Raw genomic sequence first — 16,774 nt, 5'->3', positions numbered from 1 at the left:
GCATAAAATTTCTTTTTTCACAAGCGTCGATATATCCCCTCATATGCCCTGCCGCCGACCTGTCATCCAGGCCGGCCAAAGAACGGTCAGCAGCGGCACAAGGTAGAGATACCAGGCATAGGGCAGGCAGGAGGCATCCACCCCCAGAGCGGCGCAGGGCACGCTGCCGGCAATGCTCCAGGGGATGAGCACCGACACCAGGACCGCGCTGTTTTCCAGCACCATGGCCATTTCGCTGCGGTTGCTGTGGGCCGGGGAGCACAGCTGATGCACCAGAATGATGGCCAGGGTCTGATTGCAGCTGATGGCCGACAGGGGAATGCTGGCCAGCACCGTGGCCCGCACCCTGCCCAGACGATTTGCCAGCCAGGCGTGGGCCTGCCGCAAGCCCCGCAGCAGCCCTGTTGCTTCCAGAATGCCCGCATAGGACGAGGCCAGCAGCACAATGCCGCCCACCGACGCCATGGAAACCAGCCCGCCGCCGGCCAGCATTTCCGTTCCCGGCCGGGACGCATAGCCCAGCACAAGACAGCGCAGGACCTCCTCCAGCGGCAGGCGCTGCACCAGCAGACAGATCAGCACCCCCAGCACAATGCTGACAAGCATGACCTTTTTCACCGCCACGCGCAGCAGACTCAGCGCAATGACGCACAGGGCCGGCAGCAGGGTCCAGCCGTTCAGCACAAAATGCTGCTCCAGGGTATCGCTTATGGCAGAGGTCACAGGGGCATTCCCTGATGGGGACAACAGCCCATACGCCAGACAGCTCAACCCAAGAGGAAGTGCCGCCGTTCGCCACATGAGGCGGATATTGTCATACAGCGACGTCCTTGTCAGGGCGCTGACCAGCGCAGCACTGGACGACAGCGGCGAACAGCGGTCCCCTACATAGATGCCGCTGAGAATGGCTCCGGCCACCGGCCCCTCGTCAAGCCCGGCCGCCCGCGCCAGCAGCATGCAGATCACGCCCAGGGTGCTGACCGTGCCGAAGGAAGTTCCCAGCAGCAGACTCATGCCGCTGCACAGCACGAATGCCCAGAGCAGAAAATACGACGGGTCCACCAGCGGCAGGGCCAGATGAATGATGCAGGGAATGGTGCCCGCCGCCCGCCAGACGCCCGTCAGCAGGCCGATCAGGGCAAAAAGGCAGAGAATATGGCCGATGGTGCGCACGCCAGACCACATCATGCCGGCCAGGGCATGCAGTCCGTGCCCTTGCAGCAGCGCCTGCCCCGCAAAACAGACCAAGCCGAAGAGCAGCGCCGCCAGCACGCTGGTGCCGCTGGCTATGCAGGCTGCCAGCCCGCCCAGAAACAAGGTGAGGATGAGGGCATTCATGAGGGGGATTCCTGTCACCGGCGGCAGTGCGTGTCAAGAAAGTGCCTGTCACACGGGCCGCCGCCCGGAAACGCGGGGGCATCTTGTCTCGCCGGCCCTCCTTGGCTACCATAGACGGCGAACCGCTATCAAGGAGAGCTTCATGGCACATGCGCACGCATCCCCTCCCGGCATGGCCGGCGCCAATCTGGCCCGTCAGGGACTTTCCGGCAAGGATTTCCGGGGCCATGATCTGCGGGGAGCCAATCTTGCCGGCGCCGACCTGTGCGGGGCCGATCTTTCCCTGGCTGACCTTTCCGGCGCCAATCTGGTCAACGCCGACCTGCAAAATGCCAACCTGAGCGGTGCCATCCTTTCCGGAGCCAGCCTCAACGGCGCTGACCTGCGCCATGCCTGCCTGGCGGAAGCCCGGCTGGCGGGAGCCGTTCTCGAGGATGCCCTGCTCTCTCATGCGGACCTTTCCGGCGCCAATCTGCGCGGCGCAGACCTGCACCACGCGGACCTGCATGCGGCCTGCCTTGACCGCGCCTGGCTGGACGGCGCCAGCGGCCTGCCACCCTACACTACGGACAAAACCTGCCATGACTAACCAGACCCTGACGGCCATTCCCGGCCTGCTGGTGGGGCACGCCACCCGCACCGATCTGCATACAGGCTGCACGGCCATTCTCTGTCCCCAGGGCTTCACGCCCGGCCTTGCCGTTCCCGGCTTTGCCCCCGGCTCGCGCGAAACGGAACTCATGCGCCCGGAATCCCTGGTGGACTGTGTGCACGGCATTGCCCTTTCCGGCGGCAGTGCCTTCGGGCTTGCTGCCGCCGACGGCATCATGCGCCATCTGCAACAGCTGGGGCACGGTTTTCCGGTGCCTCACGGCGTGGTGCCCATTGTTCCCGGCGCCGTCATCTATGATCTGGACAGAAACACCAGCCGGGGAGCACTGCCCGATGCCGCCATGGGCCAGGCTGCGGCCGCTGCCGCCTCTTCGGATCCGGTGGAACAGGGCGCCGTGGGCGCCGGCACCGGAGCGCGCTGCGGGCGCCTGTTCTCCTGCTACGCCGGGCGGGATGCCTCCCAGAAAGCGGGGCTGGGGTCAGCCCTGGCCAGCCACGGGGGCATTCTGGTGGCGGCGCTGGTGGTACTCAATGCGCTGGGCAATGTGGTAGACCCGCAGGACGGTACCTTTCTGGCCGGCGGCCGGGATGAACACGGCGCCCCCCTGGGACAGGCGGCCATGCTCGCGGCGCTGGCCGGGGACGCCCTCCCGCCGTCCAATACCGTGCTTACCGTGGTGGCAACCAATGTTCCCCTGAACAAGGCCCAGACCAGCCGCCTGGCCCGCATGGCCGCCACGGGGCTGGCCCGCTGCCTCCGCCCTGCGCATCTGACGCTGGACGGGGACATGGTGTTTGCCCTGGCCTCGCAGCAGCCCCTGCCGGCCCAGGCCGGACCGTGGACGGAAAATCTGCTGGGCGCTCTGGGGGCAGAGGCCGTGGCGCGTGCCACGGTGGCCGCCGCCACCACCGCCTGAAGCCCGCTGCGCAGGACAGCCTGCCCTGCGCCATCACACAAAAAAAGGGGCGCTTGCGCCCCCTCTGGTCATCATTCTGCGGCCATCAGCGGCGGCGGAAATAGCAGGCAATGCCTACCAGGCCCAGTATCCAGCCGATGCCGCCCACAATATCCCGCACCGTCGGTTCCGACGTGTTGAGGGCCGCCAGCTCACGACGGATGGGAGCAAGCCGGGCTTCCAGCGCGCTGTCCACCACCTGGCGCACAGCCTCCAGCGGCACCATGCCCGCCGCTGACGAATGCGCCGCCCCGGACGATTCCGGGGAAAGGGACGCTCCGTCCCCCGCCGCAACGGCCTGTGCCGCAGGCGCGGCCTGAGAAACGGCGGGCGCCCCCCGGAGAGGGGCAAATTCTTCCGCATCCATGGTCCACGTATTGGCGTGCCCTTCGCCGGCTGCCAGCACGAGGCGCAGCCCATGCCCCTGCCGGGCCGCCTGTGGTACGGGAAAGCGGAACATGCCCTGGTCATCCGTTCTGCCTTGCAGCAGCTCGGCGCCGCTCACGGCATCAACAACCGTAATCTGCCCGTTCTTCACGGGAGAAGAACGGCTGAAGCCGCACTCCACCACAACGCTTTCCCCTTCCAGCCAGGCAAAGATGTTGACCCGGTGGGCCTGGGTCGGCAGCGCGCAGACCAGCCCCCACAGCAGCACACAGCAGCCCGCCAGCAGACGGGATGCCCAACGGAACGCATACGGCATGACCATTTCCTCCGGCCGGGCAGACACTCCAGCGGCCTGCCCGGCATTGCTTGCCGTGACGACCAGCGGCTAGCGGCCGCGCGGCGCCACAAATTCCACCCAGAGCACTGCCCCCAGTTCCACATCCTTGGGCTGTCCCTCATGCGGCAGCTTTTCCTCGGCCGTATTCAGCGCGGCAAAGCCCCACCAGCCGGCCCACGGCACACCATAGGCAAAGACGCCGTTGGCATCGGCCCTGACGGTCTGCGTCACAAAATAGGCATCAGGCGCCGCATGCGCCTTGTCCCGGTTATAGCACTCCACTTCCACCAGGGCGCCGGGCACGGGCTTGCCGTTCAGCAGAACCTGCCCCTGAAAGACATTGCCCGCATAATTGCCGAAGGGGCGCGTCAGCGGCACGATTTCCGTCTTCAGGCCCAGCGGCTGGTCCCAGCCTTCCTCGTCGCCAAAGGCAGCCACCACGGTCTTGGTATAATGAATGATGAAGCAGTCCTCCGCCGGCTCAAAATAGGGCGCAGGCTCCAGGGCAAACTGATATACCCCGGGACGGTTCAGCCGGTAGGCGGCCTTCCAGGCCTTGTGTCCCATAACGCTGCCCGGCGCAAGGCGTGCCGTCAGATTTTCCGTCTTGCCATTGGCCGTCACGGTAAAGGCCCTGGGAGCGGCCATGTCCATGCCCTGCATGTCCATGGGATGGGAAAAGGAAATCTCCAGGCCAAGGTCCGCGGCCTTCTTGTCCGTCACCGTGGCACTGGACGGAATGACCATGCCAAAATGTGCCTGGGCAGGCACAGCAAGGCAACATACCAGCGCCAGGGTGGCGCAGCACTGCTTCCACATGATGGTGTATCCTCTGCGTTGAAATCTTTCTGAAAAACGGGCAGGAACCTGCCCGTCCGTCCTGTGCACGTGCCCGTCCTTGATAACACGTTTTTTAAAAAAATAGCAACACAGGAATGCTCTGCCCGCAGGCAGCCTGTCGATGCCCTTTCGCCCTCCTCTCCTGCGCCCGCTGTTTTCCGGGCAGGAAGGCCGTCTGAGGGCAGGCATGGCGCTGTCAGTCCCCCCCAGGCGTTGTTGCCGTTCAGGAGCCGATCCCGAGGCGGAGCATGCCCCAGAACACCATGGGACAAACAATACGGCGGAGGAAAGGCTCATTAGCCTTTTCCTCCGCCGTAACGCACACAAGACCGTGCACACGGGGCCTGCTCCCCCTGACAGCTGCGGCCATCAGCATGGCATGATATATATTATGGCATGATATATTTGCTGTTCGCGGGCATGCTGCCGGCAGGCGCCTGCCGGAGGAAATACACCGGCGTATCCGGCAGCGCCACGTATCGCTCCCCCCAAAAAGCGTATCAGGACGGATATGACAGCCCGGCAGAAGGCGTTTTCCCCGTTGTGCTGGCGGATGCCCTGCCTGCCTCCCGGAAAGGCCTGCTAGGCGAAGAGGTCATCGTCGCGTATGTACTTGCGAATGGTGGCCGCCCCCTCGTCATGGGCACGGAAATAGAGGCGCAGCTCCCCGTCCGGGCCAAGTTCGCAGCGGGATTCTTCCAGCAGGCCATTGACCACGGCCGTCAGCAGGGCATTGCGCACGTGCAGGGGCCGCAGGGCCTTGAATCTTCCGTACCGGGGCGCAAGGGCCGTTACCACATCCTCGGCGCAGGCTTCGGGCACTGTGGTCATATAGCGCAGAATGGCATAGTTGAGCGGCAGCATCTAGCGTTCCTCCTGATTCTGGAAACAGTGCAGAGGATTCATGGCAATGATGAAAATCCCCAGCACCATGACAAGGGAGGCAACCCAGGCAATGGGAGGCATGCTCTTGCCGTCCATGCCGCAGCCAATGCCCAGTACCAGCCAGATGAAGAACGGTCCCCAGAAGGAATAGGCCCCGTTGCAGGCCATGCCCAGCGCCGCACCGCACATGGCATTGCCCCGGTACCAGAGCATGAAGGCAAAATAGGCACAGAAGCCGGCCACCACAAACCAGGGCATGGCCGTGGTATCCCCAAAGGCGGTCAGCACCATGTTCAGGGAATCTGCCCCGCCGATCCAGCCAAACAGGGGCACCAGAATCACAAGGTTGGACAGACCGGACGTGAGCTGCCGGATGGTAATGCCCACCTCGGCGTCAATGAGCGCCGTGCCGTAACCGCAGACGCAGCCCTCGATGCCCCAGCCCAGAGCCGCCAGAAAGCCGAAGCCCAGCCCCAGCATGAGGTGCTGTGGGGCATCTTCTCCCAGACCGGTGCTGCCGATCATGACACTGGCCACAAAGCAGATGAAAATGCCGGTCATGATGCGCAGATTGAGCGGCTGCCCGAAGAGGATGCGGCTGAACAGCGTTCCGATGGCCGGACACAGCGCGCTGATGGGAACAATGATGGACCCGGCGTTCTGCAGGCCCAGCACGTAGCAGGTGCTGGCAATGGGGCCGCCCACCAGGGCGGCCAGCATCATGACCACGCCGGGGCGGGTGCGCAGGCAGCGGAAGACATCCCCCAGCTTGCCCTTGTACAGCGCGATCAGCACGGCCCAGACCGCGCTGCACGAGTCCGTGACGGCCGCCCCCAGCGCGCTGAGCAGAAACATGACGGCAAAGGCCGACAGCCCTGCCCCCTCACCGTACCACGTGGCCCAGATGCCCTCGCCCATGCCCAGCGTCATGAAGGCCGTGTACAGCCCGTAGGACATGCCGGACAAAACGGCCACCGTCATGCCATGCAGACGAAATTTCCGGAAAAGTGCGGCACGGGCCGCCGCCACCTGCGGTGTACTGGTAGACACCATGCTCCTCCTTTCGGGGCAGTCCCCGATCCATCAGAACCGCTGCCAGCGGCAGCCTAGTCGTACATGCCTTCCAGGGTATTCCTGGCCGGATCAAAGAGCGTCCCCTCCAGGCGGTGCTGCTCAAAGATATAGGTCTTGTTCCTGTGCTCGCTCCAGCGCGCCCCGCCCCGGGCATGGGTCAGCACGCGCGGTTCGGGAATGGCCGTCGGATCATAGAGGGAAAAGGCATCACAGCGCCCGATGCCCTTGAGTGCCAGCAGCGGAACATCCGCACTGGACATGAAAGCATCATCCACACGCAACGGCCCGCGAGCGCCCGGCTCCTTGACCATGAGCAGGGCATGCGGCCGTCCGGGCGCATAGCGGCCGCGGCCATAGGGCACACCGTCGGCAAATTCCCTGCCGTCATTGTAGGCGCGGGCCACCATCTGGCTGTCCTGCTCGCCATGGTCCGAAACAAGGATGATGCGCGTATTGTCATAAATGCCTGCGGCCCTGAGCTGCTCGAAAAAGCGCATGAGATAGCGCAGCAGGTGACGTTCCGCATAGTAGTGCTCGGGCAGCACGCCGCCCTTGTGGATGAGCTGGCCCGGCGTTTCCGGGCAGGGATCGGCCACGATCTGCGGCACGCCGTCCTTGAGGTCCGGCGCATAGTGCCACATGTAGTGGGACAGCATGGTGTAGAATATCTTGGCCGTGGGGTGGGGGGCATCGGCCGTGATGCCCGACGTGAAGACATAGCGGAAATAGGCATCCTCTTCCCGGTAGGTATCCATGCTGGCGGCAAGAATGCCGTCGCCGGCATTGCACCAGTTCCCATCGTCATAGAGCTTCTGCTTCAGCATGTTGGGCGACGCCTGAAAAACCCCCAGCATGGCAAAAAAGCTGCTGAAGTCGCGCAGGGTCACGCCATCGTAGTATTTGCGCAGAAAAGTCCGGCGCACGTGGGGCACGGTGACGACGCGATCCGTTTTCCCCAGATGCTTCTCATAGTATTTCCGGTTGAAGTATTCCAGGCCGTTGATGACGCAGACATCGTAGCCCATGGCCGCAAAATTGCGCGGCATGAGCGCAAAGGCACTGTTGATATTTTCTTCCAGCGTCATGGATGCCCGGCCATTGGTGGCCGCCGGACTGTAGCCATGGCCACCATAGACGCTCGGCAGGCTGAGCACCGTGGCATCCGCCATGGATACCGTGTCAGGATACCAGACAAAGCCGTCCATCTGCCGGCGGAAGTTGTCAAACCAGGGGTCATCCAGCATCTTTTCGATGTGCCCGCCCGTGAACATGTCCATGACAACAATGACCACGTTCTCATGGTCACGGGAGTAGGCCTGCATGGCCCCGGCATAGGGCGGTGGAGCAAATTCGCTGTCCTCTGCCACATCCTCTCCGGCACGCAGCGCATTCCAGGAGGTGAGCACCAGCAGGGAGAACAGGGCAATGGACAGCACGCGCGGCAGTTGCCGGCGCACAGGGCGCAGGGCAAAGAGGGCCGTGCTCAATGCCGCGGCCACCAGCAGCGGCAGCAGCGCATCCCCCAGCCAGCCCATGGGACGGCCGATACGGGCCTCCTGCAGAAAGCGCGTTCCGTCCAGTGCCCCGAAGTTGCCGGGCAGCAGAAAAACATCCACAAAGGCCAGACACAGGGCCAGCAGCGCCACAAAGGCCGGCAGAGCCTTGCAGCGCGCCGGAAACCAGAGCCAGAGCACAAAGACGATGAAAAAGGTCAGGGAAAGATAACGCACCATGCCCAGCAGCACGTCCAGCGGTCCCACGGCAAAGAAGGCCGGATCCGAGGCATAGGTCTGAAAGGGCACATAAAGAAAGATGAGCGTGGCCAGGCCCGCGCAGGACAGCCCATAGACGGAACGCAGGGTGGCGCTCATGGCCGTACTCATGGCGCCCTGGGCAAAGACCGGCCGGCGGAAGCGCGGCAGGTGCACCGGCAGGCGCAGATTCTGGAGCAGGAAGAAGACATTGTTCATGGTCCAGAAGATGAGCAGGGCCGAGGCGGCATTGTAGAGCAGAGCCAGAAAGAAAAAGGCAATGATGATGGCCTGCAGGGTGTCCTTGCGGCTGAGACCGGGGGTGGTCAGCGTGGCCGTGATGTTCACCGCGGTCATGACAATGGGCAGAGCATTGACGCCCCACAGCAGGCCGTCGGGCTGGGACAGGTCGGCAATCATGAGGCAGGGCTGCCCGTGCAGCTGGCTCAGCCCCAGAATCATGTAGTAGGCCCCGGTGAGGAAGGGAATCTGCAGGGCCACCCCAAAGGCCGAACGGATGGCCATGAGAGGGTGATAGCCGTAGCGCTTGTACAGATTGTTGATGCGCCGCTGGCGCTCTGCCCCGTGGGACTGGCTGCGTATTCTGGCAATCTGCGGCGCCATGATCTGCTGGACCTTCTTTTCGCCGGCCTGCATGCCCACGGCCAGCCGCCCCAGCGGGATGAAGGCCACGGCACTCACCGCCGACAGCACAAGAATGCTCAGACCATAATTACCCGTCAGCTCCACACTGCCAAGATAGATGGCCCGGTAGATGATTTCGATGGGCAGAATGAATATTTCGTAGAGAAGCGACATCATGACGGATTTTCCTGAAGGGAGGCGGCGCCGGCTGTGCCGGCCTCATGCGCGGCATCCATGCGGGCCAGGGTATCCACGGTCCACTGGGCTATGGCCTCGCCGCTGTGGCCCCAGCAGGCCACGGATTCCTCGCGAAAGGCGGCAATGGCGGTGGAAGGCGTGGCCAGGGCACGTTCCACCACGGGCAGAATGTTGCTGAAATCTTCCGGCGAAACCACCTCGCCCAGCCGCCCGGCCACCGTATCTTCCCAGACAACGCCCAGATCGGCCACCTCGTAGAGTTCGGGATTGCGCACCGGGATATCCAGGGTGATGACCGGCTTTTCATAAAGAAAGGCAAAGTCGAAGCGCACGCAGGATTTGTCCGAAATCATGACATCGGCCCGGCGCATGGAGGCCGTGGCGTCCATGTCCGTATCAAAGCTCACATTGGGAAAATCGCGCAGCAGCTCATGCACCGAGGTCAGCATATCCGTTTCCACCTTGAGCGACTGCGGATGCGGCCGGAAAATAACCTCGTAACCGGCCCGGGCCAGGTCCACCATGAACTGCGGGCCGCAGATATTCAGGCAGCCCTTGTTGCCCCACGAGGGAGCCACCAGCACCACGGGCGGCGTGCTCTGCCCCTGCTTTTTCACCACCCGTGCCGCCAGTTCATCCAAATAGGGCAGCCCCAGTGAAACGCATTCCTTGGGCGGCAGACCGCGCAGCGCTTCCAGGCGGCGGATGCTGGGCAGCATGAAGTCCCCCACCATGAGCACGCTGTCGTAGTGATCCAGCGAGCCTTTCTGATACAGGGCAATGTCCCCTACCCCGTGGCAGATGTGGGCCAGGCAGGTCACCCGCCGCGGGCGCGGCATGGGAAAGCCGGGGGTACCGATATTGGGCGTGGTGGACAGCATGATGTCCGCATGCCGGCCGGCGGCCCGGGCAAAGGCCGCGGCGCCGCATCCGATGTAGCGCGAGGCCATGAGATCGTTTTCTATGGTCAGGGCCGGGTCCTCGATGTCCATGGTAATGTAGGAAAAGGGCACCCCCCGCCGCAGGAAGGCATCGATGACGGGCTTGAAGGTATAGTAGTAGGTGCGCCCTTCGGAAAAGATGAGAATGCGCTCGTGATCCAGCCGGGCAGCCCGTGTTTCGCCGCGCGCCTTGCCCATGACGGCATAGACAAGATTTTTCAGAAAATAGAGAACCGTGCCCACCAGGCTGATGGCCACATAGACAAGAATATTGCCGGTGCCGGGATCAAGATAGGCATGCGAGGGCGCCGGAAAGACCGCCTCCAGCACGAGAAGGCAGGTCAGATAGCGCCAGACGGGGCGCAGCTGTCTCATGACGGTATCCTGCCTGCCTGAAGCAGCTTGAGATTGCGGTCCATTTCCGCAATGCGGCCGCGGCCGTAATCGATGCAGTCCCGATAAAAGCCCCAGAGGCCCCAGATGTAGTCCACGATGATCATGGCCCGGAGCAGGCGGGTGGGGTCTGCCTGGCTGGCATCAAGAAATGCCTTCAGATTGGCACCGGCAAGCCGCGTTTCCGTCACAAAGCTGGCATAATCCCAGTAGGAAGAGCAGAAACAGGCATATTCAAAGTCAATGAGCTTGAAATCATTGCCCTTGCGCAGGATATTCTCCAGCACGAAATCCCGGTGGCAGAAGCATTTTTCGTCAGCGTCCATTTCTTCGGCAAAGCCATACATGGCCTTGCGCTCCTCCGGGGTCAGCACGTTGATGCCCCCCTGCCGCTCATAGAGCTTGACCTCGGACAGCACGGAAAGCACCGCGTGGGGGCCGTGCTGCTCGCGAAATCCTGCCGGCATGGGAATGGCATGCAGCTGCTTCATGAGGCCCACCACACCGGGAATGCACACGCCATCCCCCAGCATGTCCGGCGTCAGGATATGGTAGTCTTCCAGAAAGGTGGTGGTCTTGATGCCGCCGGCGTAAAAGGCGCAGGATGGCGTAATGTCCAGCCCCTTGAGCAGGTCCAGCATGGCCGCCTCCACGCTGCGGTCGATGATCTGGTCCGTGCCGCGGCCGGGAATGCGCAGCACAAGGCTCTTGTCATGCAGGCGGATGCGGTAGGTATCGTTGGTCAGTCCCTTGAGCTTTTCGGCCATGCTGGTTTCGGAACACTGATCGGCCAGCTCATCGGGAGACAGCAGCCCCAGGGACAGCACATCGTCCAGACTGTCTATTTCGGATTGCAGCAGCCGGGTGCGCGTCACATAGATGGGCGTCCTGTCCAGCAGGCGGATGACGGCATCCTCCCAGTAGTCGTCGGGCGTGCAGCGGGCCAGCTCCTCGCGCAGCAGCGCGGCTGTTTCTTCCGTCCAGTAGGAAATGCCGGACATGGAATAGCCCGCCGGCGAGTCCTTCTTCACCCGGACAAGGCGGTCCGTATCATCGGTAAGCAGTTCCCATTCCTCGCCGCGCTGCGTTTCCTGTGCAAGAAACTGCGAGACCCCGGGACGCAGCAGGGGAACCAGCGGCCGGCGGATGTACAGGTCGCCGTCAATGACCAGGCTGTCCCCCAGACGATGCGCCACAAGCGCCAGCGAGGAATAGTTGTTGGCCGTGGCGTAGCAGTCCGACAGGATGAGCTGTACACCGTACTTTTCCACAAGATATTGAAAGCACTCGTGCTTGTAGCCCACCACCAGGGCAATATCCGTCACGCCATCGGCATGCAGCTGACGGATGGTGCGTTCCACAAGCGGATATCCGCCAATATTCAGCAGGGGTTTGGGTTTGATATAGGTCAGCGGGCGCAGACGTGTCCCGAGACCAGCACACAGGATGTTGGCACGCATAACTCACCGGAAAGGCAGACGAAGCGTCTGCCGCAGGTATGACCACCAGCATGCTCACGGCAGCGGTGGTAGCGGAAGGATGGCGGCAGAGCCGCGGACGGTTTTCGACATCAGGAACGCTGCCCGACCCGTGCGGCGCTGCTTCCGGCACTGCACTTTACGGGTATCGTTTCATGAGCTTTCCCATATATTGAGGCGATTGTCCATCCCAATCCTTTCCATCCCCACGCTTTCCGCAGGCGCTCCATCCTGTGCGGCCGTGACGGCAGCGGGCCTGCCACCGCAATGACACCGCAGAAACATTACATGATTCTGCCGGGCAGGCCCTGAGGGTGACGGCCTCCTGCGGATACAACTTGTTACAATATCCTGTGCCACTTTCCCGGCCGCGCAGCCGGCTTCTGGATGGGACGCTCCCATAACCCGCGAAAATGATTGACCATGGCAAGCCATGTTTCCCATTGCAAGCCTCGGATAACTGCGCTACTCTCTCCCCGGATTTTTTCTGCTTCGCTATCGTGTAACCATGTTACCAAGGAGATCACAGGATGTCTTACGCACAGCATGTCATGGATGACCTGAAACAGAAGTATGCCAGCGAGCCTGTTTTCCTGCAGGCCGTGCAGGAAGTGCTCATGACCCTGCAACCCGCGCTGGACAAGGACCCCAAGTATCAGCAGCACAAGATTCTGGAGCGCATTGTCGAACCGGAGCGCATCATCGGCTTCCGCGTGGAATGGGTGGATGACAAGGGAGAAATCCAGGTCAACCGCGGCTTCCGGGTGCAGTACAATTCGGCTCTCGGCCCCTACAAGGGCGGCCTGCGCTTCCATCCCAGCGTGAACCTCGGCATCCTGAAGTTCCTCGGCTTCGAGCAGATCTTCAAGAATTCCCTCACCGGCCTGGCCATCGGCGGCGCCAAGGGCGGTTCGGACTTTGACCCCAAGGGCAAGTCCGACATTGAAGTGATGCGCTTCTGCCAGGCATTCATGAACGAACTGTACCGCCACGTGGGCGCCACCATCGACGTGCCCGCCGGCGACATCGGCGTGGGCGGCCGCGAAGTGGGCTATCTCTTCGGGCAGTACAAGAAGCTCACCAAGAGCTATGAAGGCGTGCTTACCGGCAAGAACGTGCTGTTTGGCGGCTCCCTGGCCCGTACCGAAGCCACGGGTTACGGCAATGTCTACTTTGCCCAGCACATGATGCAGGGACGCGGCGATTCGCTGGAAGGCAAGACCTGCGTGGTTTCCGGTGCGGGCAATGTGGCCACCTACTGCTGCGAAAAGCTGTACCACATCGGCGCCAAGCCCGTCACTGTCAGCGACTCCCGCGGCATGATCTACGATGCCGACGGCATCAAGGTCGATGTGCTCAAGCAGGTGAAGGAAGTGGAACGTGCCTCCCTGACCCGCTATGCCGAGCTGGTGCCCGGCGCCAAGTACACGCCTGTGAGCGAGTACCCGGCGGGACGCAATGTCGTGTGGAATGTGCCCTGCGACGCGGCCTTCCCCTGCGCCACCCAGAATGAACTGAACCTCGAGGATGCCAAGGCCCTGCTGGCCAATGGCTGCAAGTGCGTGAGCGAAGGCGCCAACATGCCTTCCACGCTGGAAGCTGTGCATGCCTTCCTGGAGTCCGGCATCTGCTACGGCCCCTCCAAGGCGGCCAATGCCGGCGGCGTGGCCACCAGCCAGCTGGAAATGGCCCAGAATGCCAGCATGCAGAAGTGGGACTTTGCCACGGTGGACAACAAGCTGCAGGGCATCATGGGCAATATCTACGCCAATGCCTTTGAAACCGCCAAGGACTTCGGCCAGCCCAACAATCTGGTGCTGGGCGCCAATATCGCCGGTTTCCGCAAGGTTGCCGATGCCATGATTGCCCAGGGCGTCTGCTAGTCCTCTGCCGTCCTGTTTTGCGGGGCCTTCCTTCGGCTGAAGGGAGGCCCTTTTTCATGTTGTTGCATCCCCTTCCCGAAGCAAACGGCCCGTCCTCATGCGGGGACGGGCCAGATGGGGATGCCTGCGGGCGCTCACCAGCGGTCGTGATGCACGTGGTCTTCCTTGTAGCGCTCGGCCTTGTGGAAGGACTGTTCCGTATGTCCCAGCACAACCACGTTCAGCGGCATGATGTGGTCAGGGAGTTGCAGAATACGGCGAACAATGGCCACACGCTCCGGCACGGGATGGCAGCCGCACCAGACACTGCCGATATTCAGCGCACGGGCGGCCAGCATGAGGTTCTGGGTGGCAGCCGAACAATCCTGCACCCAGAAGCCCGGCGTTTTTTCCACAGACGTGTCCCCGCAAACGGCAATGACCAGCGGCGCCTGTGCCGCCATCTTGGCATAGGGATGCTCGGCCGCAATGCGGTCAAGCACGGCCCGGTCCTGCACCACCACAAAATGCCAGAGTTGCAGATTGTGGGCACTGGGGGCCTGCATGGCCGCATCCAGCAGGCGCCGGATTTCGTCGGCACTGATAGGCTCGCTTGTAAACTTGCGGATGCTGCGCCGGGTATCAAGAACATCAAAGAATTCCATGGGCACCTCCTTTTTTTCCAGTGTCCCACCATGGCCCCCGCAAGGCAAGCAAAAGGAAGGCCGGGCAGGCCCTTTCCCCTCATTGCACCCCCGGTCAAGATAACATATACTTCCGCCACACAGGCCGGTAGGGGCCTGTTTTTCTTTGGGATGTCGTATGCCCCGCGCGTGCCCTTCCATGGGCCTGGCCCCGCGCCACTCCGTCCGAAGGTCCGCACGTTCCCGCCGGCATTTTGCGCTCTTTCTGCCGTCATGGCGCCAAGGTGGTACCCTTCATGATAGAACTTTCCCAGGTCAATGACCTTGTGCTGCTCTTTCTTCTGGCCGTCATTGTCAGCATCATCTGCAACAAGGTCAAACTGACGCCCACGGTGGGCTTTCTGCTTACCGGCTTTCTCTGCGGCCCCTCGGTGCTCAACGTCATTACCGATCAGGAATCCATCAGCACCTTTGCGGAGCTGGGGGTGGCCATGCTGCTGTTCACCATTGGTATGGAACTGTCCGGCGAGGCCCTCAACCGTCTGAAAAAACCGGTTTTTCTGGGGGGAAGCCTGCAAATAGGCTGTACCGTAGCCATCATTGCCGGCCTCATGTACCTGCAGGGAAAGGAATGGTCCGAGGGCATCATCTGGGGATGTCTGGTGGCCATGTCCTCATCGGCCATCGTCTTGCAGATTTTCCAGCAGAAGGGCATCACCAGCACGCCCATGGGGCGCCTTTCACTGGCCATTCTTGTCTTTCAGGACATCATGGTGGCGCCCATGGTACTCTGCATTCCCCTGCTGGCCGGCACCCTGCATGTGGGCGGCATGGAAATGCTGCTGGCCGTGGGCAAGGTAGTCGTGATTCTGGGGGCCGTGCTTGGTCTGGCCTATTTCGGGCTGAACCGCCTCATGGAAGCCGTTGTACGCACCCGCTCCCGCGAAGTGCTGCTGCTCAGTACCCTGGGGCTGTGTTTCGGCATGGCCTTTCTCACCCAGAAGCTGGGCCTTTCCCTTTCCCTGGGGGCCTTTCTGGCGGGCCTCATGCTGGCACGTTCCCAGTACAGCATGAGCGTTATTGCCGGCATTCTGCCCTATCGTGATGTTTTCATGTGTCTTTTCTTCATGTCCGTGGGCATGATGCTGGACATCACCTTTTTGAGCGAGCACTTTGTCTTCACCATCATCAATACGGTGCTCTTCATCCTCATCAAGACCATATTGACCCTGCCTGCCGTGCTCATCCAGCGCTTTCCCCTGCGCACGGCCATCGAATCCGGTCTTTCCCTGGCCCAGGTAGGCGAATTTTCCTTTGTTCTGGCTGCTCTGGCCGTTTCTGCCGGGCTGTTCACCAAGAATGCCTACCAGGGCTTTCTGGCTGTCAGCATCCTGACCATGATGGCCACCCCCTCGCTCATTGCCGTGGCGCCGCGCGTGGCTGATTTTCTGACCCGCTGGCAGCACCGCATCCCCGGCGAGGACGATGCCCGCAAGCAGGCAGAGTCCTGTCCCTTGCAGGACCATCTCATCATTGTGGGCTTTGGCATCAGCGGCAAGCACCTGGCCCGCGTGGCCAAGGATTCCGGCATTCCCTACAATATTCTTGAAATGAACCCCGAAACCGTCAACCGTTACCGGGGCAAGGAACCCATCATGCACGGCGATGCCACCCAGCCCATCATTCTGGAGCATCTGGGCATCGCCAAGGCGCGCGTCATGGCCATCATCATTTCCGATCCTTCGGCCGTGCGCGCCATCACGCTGGAAGCCCGGCGCATGAACCCCAATATCTACATTGTGGCCCGCACCCGCTTTGTAACAGAGGTGGCCCCCCTGCGCCGCCTGGGGGCCAATTCCGTCATTGCCGAAGAATTCGAAACTTCCATCGAGGTCTTCAATCAGGTGCTGACCCAGTATCTTGTCCCCCGGCAGGACATCGATGCCTTCACGGCCCGCGTGCGTCAGGACAACTACCGCATGATCCGCAAGGCGGCGGCCACAGCCACCAATCTGGACGAGGTGGTGCACCGCCTGCCCGACATGGGGGTACAGGCTCTGCGCCTGGATGCAGCATCCAGCCTCTGCGACAAGAGCCTGCAGGAAAGCGCCCTGCGCAAGCGCTATGGCGTGACGCTGGTGGCCGCCCTGCGCAAGGACGGCATCATAGCCTCGCCCGGCCCGGATTTTGTCATGCAGGCCGGGGACCTGCTCTATTTCTTCGGCAAGACGGACAAGCTGCTGGGCCTGCCCCCCCTGCTCACCGGCAGCCTGCCAGAGCAGGAAGATCAGCACAGCCCCGCGCCACAGGCAACGCAGCATTGATGCCGCACCGGCCAGCCCCTGCCGCACCGGCCCCCGGTCCTGCGCCGGCGGCCTGCATGGCTTGCGGCACACGCGGCAAGACGGTATACGAAATCTTTGCACGCCGCTC

General features: G+C 62.4%; 13 protein-coding genes. 4 read left to right on the top strand and 9 right to left on the bottom strand.

What is annotated here, in order from left to right; all coding sequences use genetic code 11:
* Positions 1 to 39 precede the first annotated feature (39 nt).
* Positions 40 to 1,338, bottom strand: coding sequence for a Na+/H+ antiporter NhaC family protein (locus Q0J57_RS04685; RefSeq protein WP_297217581.1), 1,299 nt, complete (start codon positions 1,336 to 1,338; stop codon positions 40 to 42).
* 142 nt (positions 1,339 to 1,480) lie between these two features.
* Here Q0J57_RS04685 and Q0J57_RS04680 point away from each other — a divergent pair, with 142 nt between their 5' ends.
* Positions 1,481 to 1,927, top strand: coding sequence for a pentapeptide repeat-containing protein (locus tag Q0J57_RS04680; RefSeq protein ID WP_297217579.1), 447 nt, complete (start codon positions 1,481 to 1,483; stop codon positions 1,925 to 1,927).
* Positions 1,920 to 2,867: a P1 family peptidase gene (locus Q0J57_RS04675; RefSeq protein ID WP_297217577.1), complete on the top strand. Its 948-nt coding sequence runs from the start codon at positions 1,920 to 1,922 to the stop codon at positions 2,865 to 2,867. The genes Q0J57_RS04680 and Q0J57_RS04675 overlap by 8 nt, the downstream gene beginning before the upstream one ends.
* Before the next feature lie 85 nt (positions 2,868 to 2,952).
* Here Q0J57_RS04675 and Q0J57_RS04670 read toward each other — a convergent pair whose 3' ends face one another.
* The 7 genes from Q0J57_RS04670 to Q0J57_RS04640 form a co-directional block, all read right to left on the bottom strand.
* Positions 2,953 to 3,609 carry a cobalamin biosynthesis protein CbiL gene (locus Q0J57_RS04670; RefSeq protein WP_297217576.1) on the bottom strand — a complete coding sequence of 219 codons (657 nt, stop codon included), beginning with the start codon at positions 3,607 to 3,609 and terminating at the stop codon, positions 2,953 to 2,955.
* A 69-nt stretch (positions 3,610 to 3,678) separates the two neighbouring features.
* Entirely contained in the window at positions 3,679 to 4,449 is a 771-nt protein-coding gene (locus Q0J57_RS04665) for a DUF4198 domain-containing protein (RefSeq protein WP_297217575.1), read from the bottom strand.
* Positions 4,450 to 5,052: 603 nt separating this feature from the next.
* The gene (locus tag Q0J57_RS04660; RefSeq protein WP_297217573.1) at positions 5,053 to 5,334 is read right to left on the bottom strand and encodes a hypothetical protein; all 282 of its coding nucleotides are present in this window, start codon (positions 5,332 to 5,334) and stop codon (positions 5,053 to 5,055) included.
* Positions 5,335 to 6,408 carry a hypothetical protein gene (locus tag Q0J57_RS04655; RefSeq protein WP_297217571.1) on the bottom strand — a complete coding sequence of 358 codons (1,074 nt, stop codon included), beginning with the start codon at positions 6,406 to 6,408 and terminating at the stop codon, positions 5,335 to 5,337.
* Positions 6,409 to 6,461: 53 nt separating this feature from the next.
* On the bottom strand, positions 6,462 to 9,002 hold the full coding sequence (locus tag Q0J57_RS04650) for a YidC/Oxa1 family membrane protein insertase (protein WP_297217570.1): 2,541 nt from the start codon (positions 9,000 to 9,002) through the stop codon (positions 6,462 to 6,464).
* Complete coding sequence (locus Q0J57_RS04645) at positions 8,999 to 10,339, bottom strand: CDP-glycerol glycerophosphotransferase family protein (RefSeq protein WP_297217568.1); 1,341 nt, start codon at positions 10,337 to 10,339, stop codon at positions 8,999 to 9,001. Before Q0J57_RS04645 ends, Q0J57_RS04650 begins: the two co-directional genes overlap by 4 nt.
* Positions 10,336 to 11,817, bottom strand: a complete 1,482-nt coding sequence (locus Q0J57_RS04640) for a phosphotransferase (protein ID WP_297217566.1) — start codon at positions 11,815 to 11,817, stop codon at positions 10,336 to 10,338. Before Q0J57_RS04640 ends, Q0J57_RS04645 begins: the two co-directional genes overlap by 4 nt.
* A gap of 548 nt (positions 11,818 to 12,365) precedes the next feature.
* Between Q0J57_RS04640 and gdhA the strand changes: the two genes are divergently transcribed.
* Entirely contained in the window at positions 12,366 to 13,718 is a 1,353-nt protein-coding gene (gdhA, locus tag Q0J57_RS04635) for an NADP-specific glutamate dehydrogenase (RefSeq protein WP_297217564.1), read from the top strand.
* Between the two features lie 134 nt (positions 13,719 to 13,852).
* Here gdhA and Q0J57_RS04630 read toward each other — a convergent pair whose 3' ends face one another.
* Positions 13,853 to 14,362 carry a nitroreductase family protein gene (locus tag Q0J57_RS04630; RefSeq protein WP_297217563.1) on the bottom strand — a complete coding sequence of 170 codons (510 nt, stop codon included), beginning with the start codon at positions 14,360 to 14,362 and terminating at the stop codon, positions 13,853 to 13,855.
* A 275-nt stretch (positions 14,363 to 14,637) separates the two neighbouring features.
* On the opposite strand from Q0J57_RS04630, the gene Q0J57_RS04625 reads away from it, so the two are divergent.
* Positions 14,638 to 16,665, top strand: a complete 2,028-nt coding sequence (locus Q0J57_RS04625; RefSeq protein ID WP_297217561.1) for a cation:proton antiporter — start codon at positions 14,638 to 14,640, stop codon at positions 16,663 to 16,665.
* Positions 16,666 to 16,774: the final 109 nt, after the last annotated feature.

The organism is uncultured Desulfovibrio sp. (assembly GCF_944324505.1).
Taxonomy (GTDB): domain Bacteria; phylum Desulfobacterota; class Desulfovibrionia; order Desulfovibrionales; family Desulfovibrionaceae; genus Desulfovibrio.
Note: the sequence above shows the minus strand (reverse complement) of the source record. Positions and strands in the feature narration are given on the sequence as shown.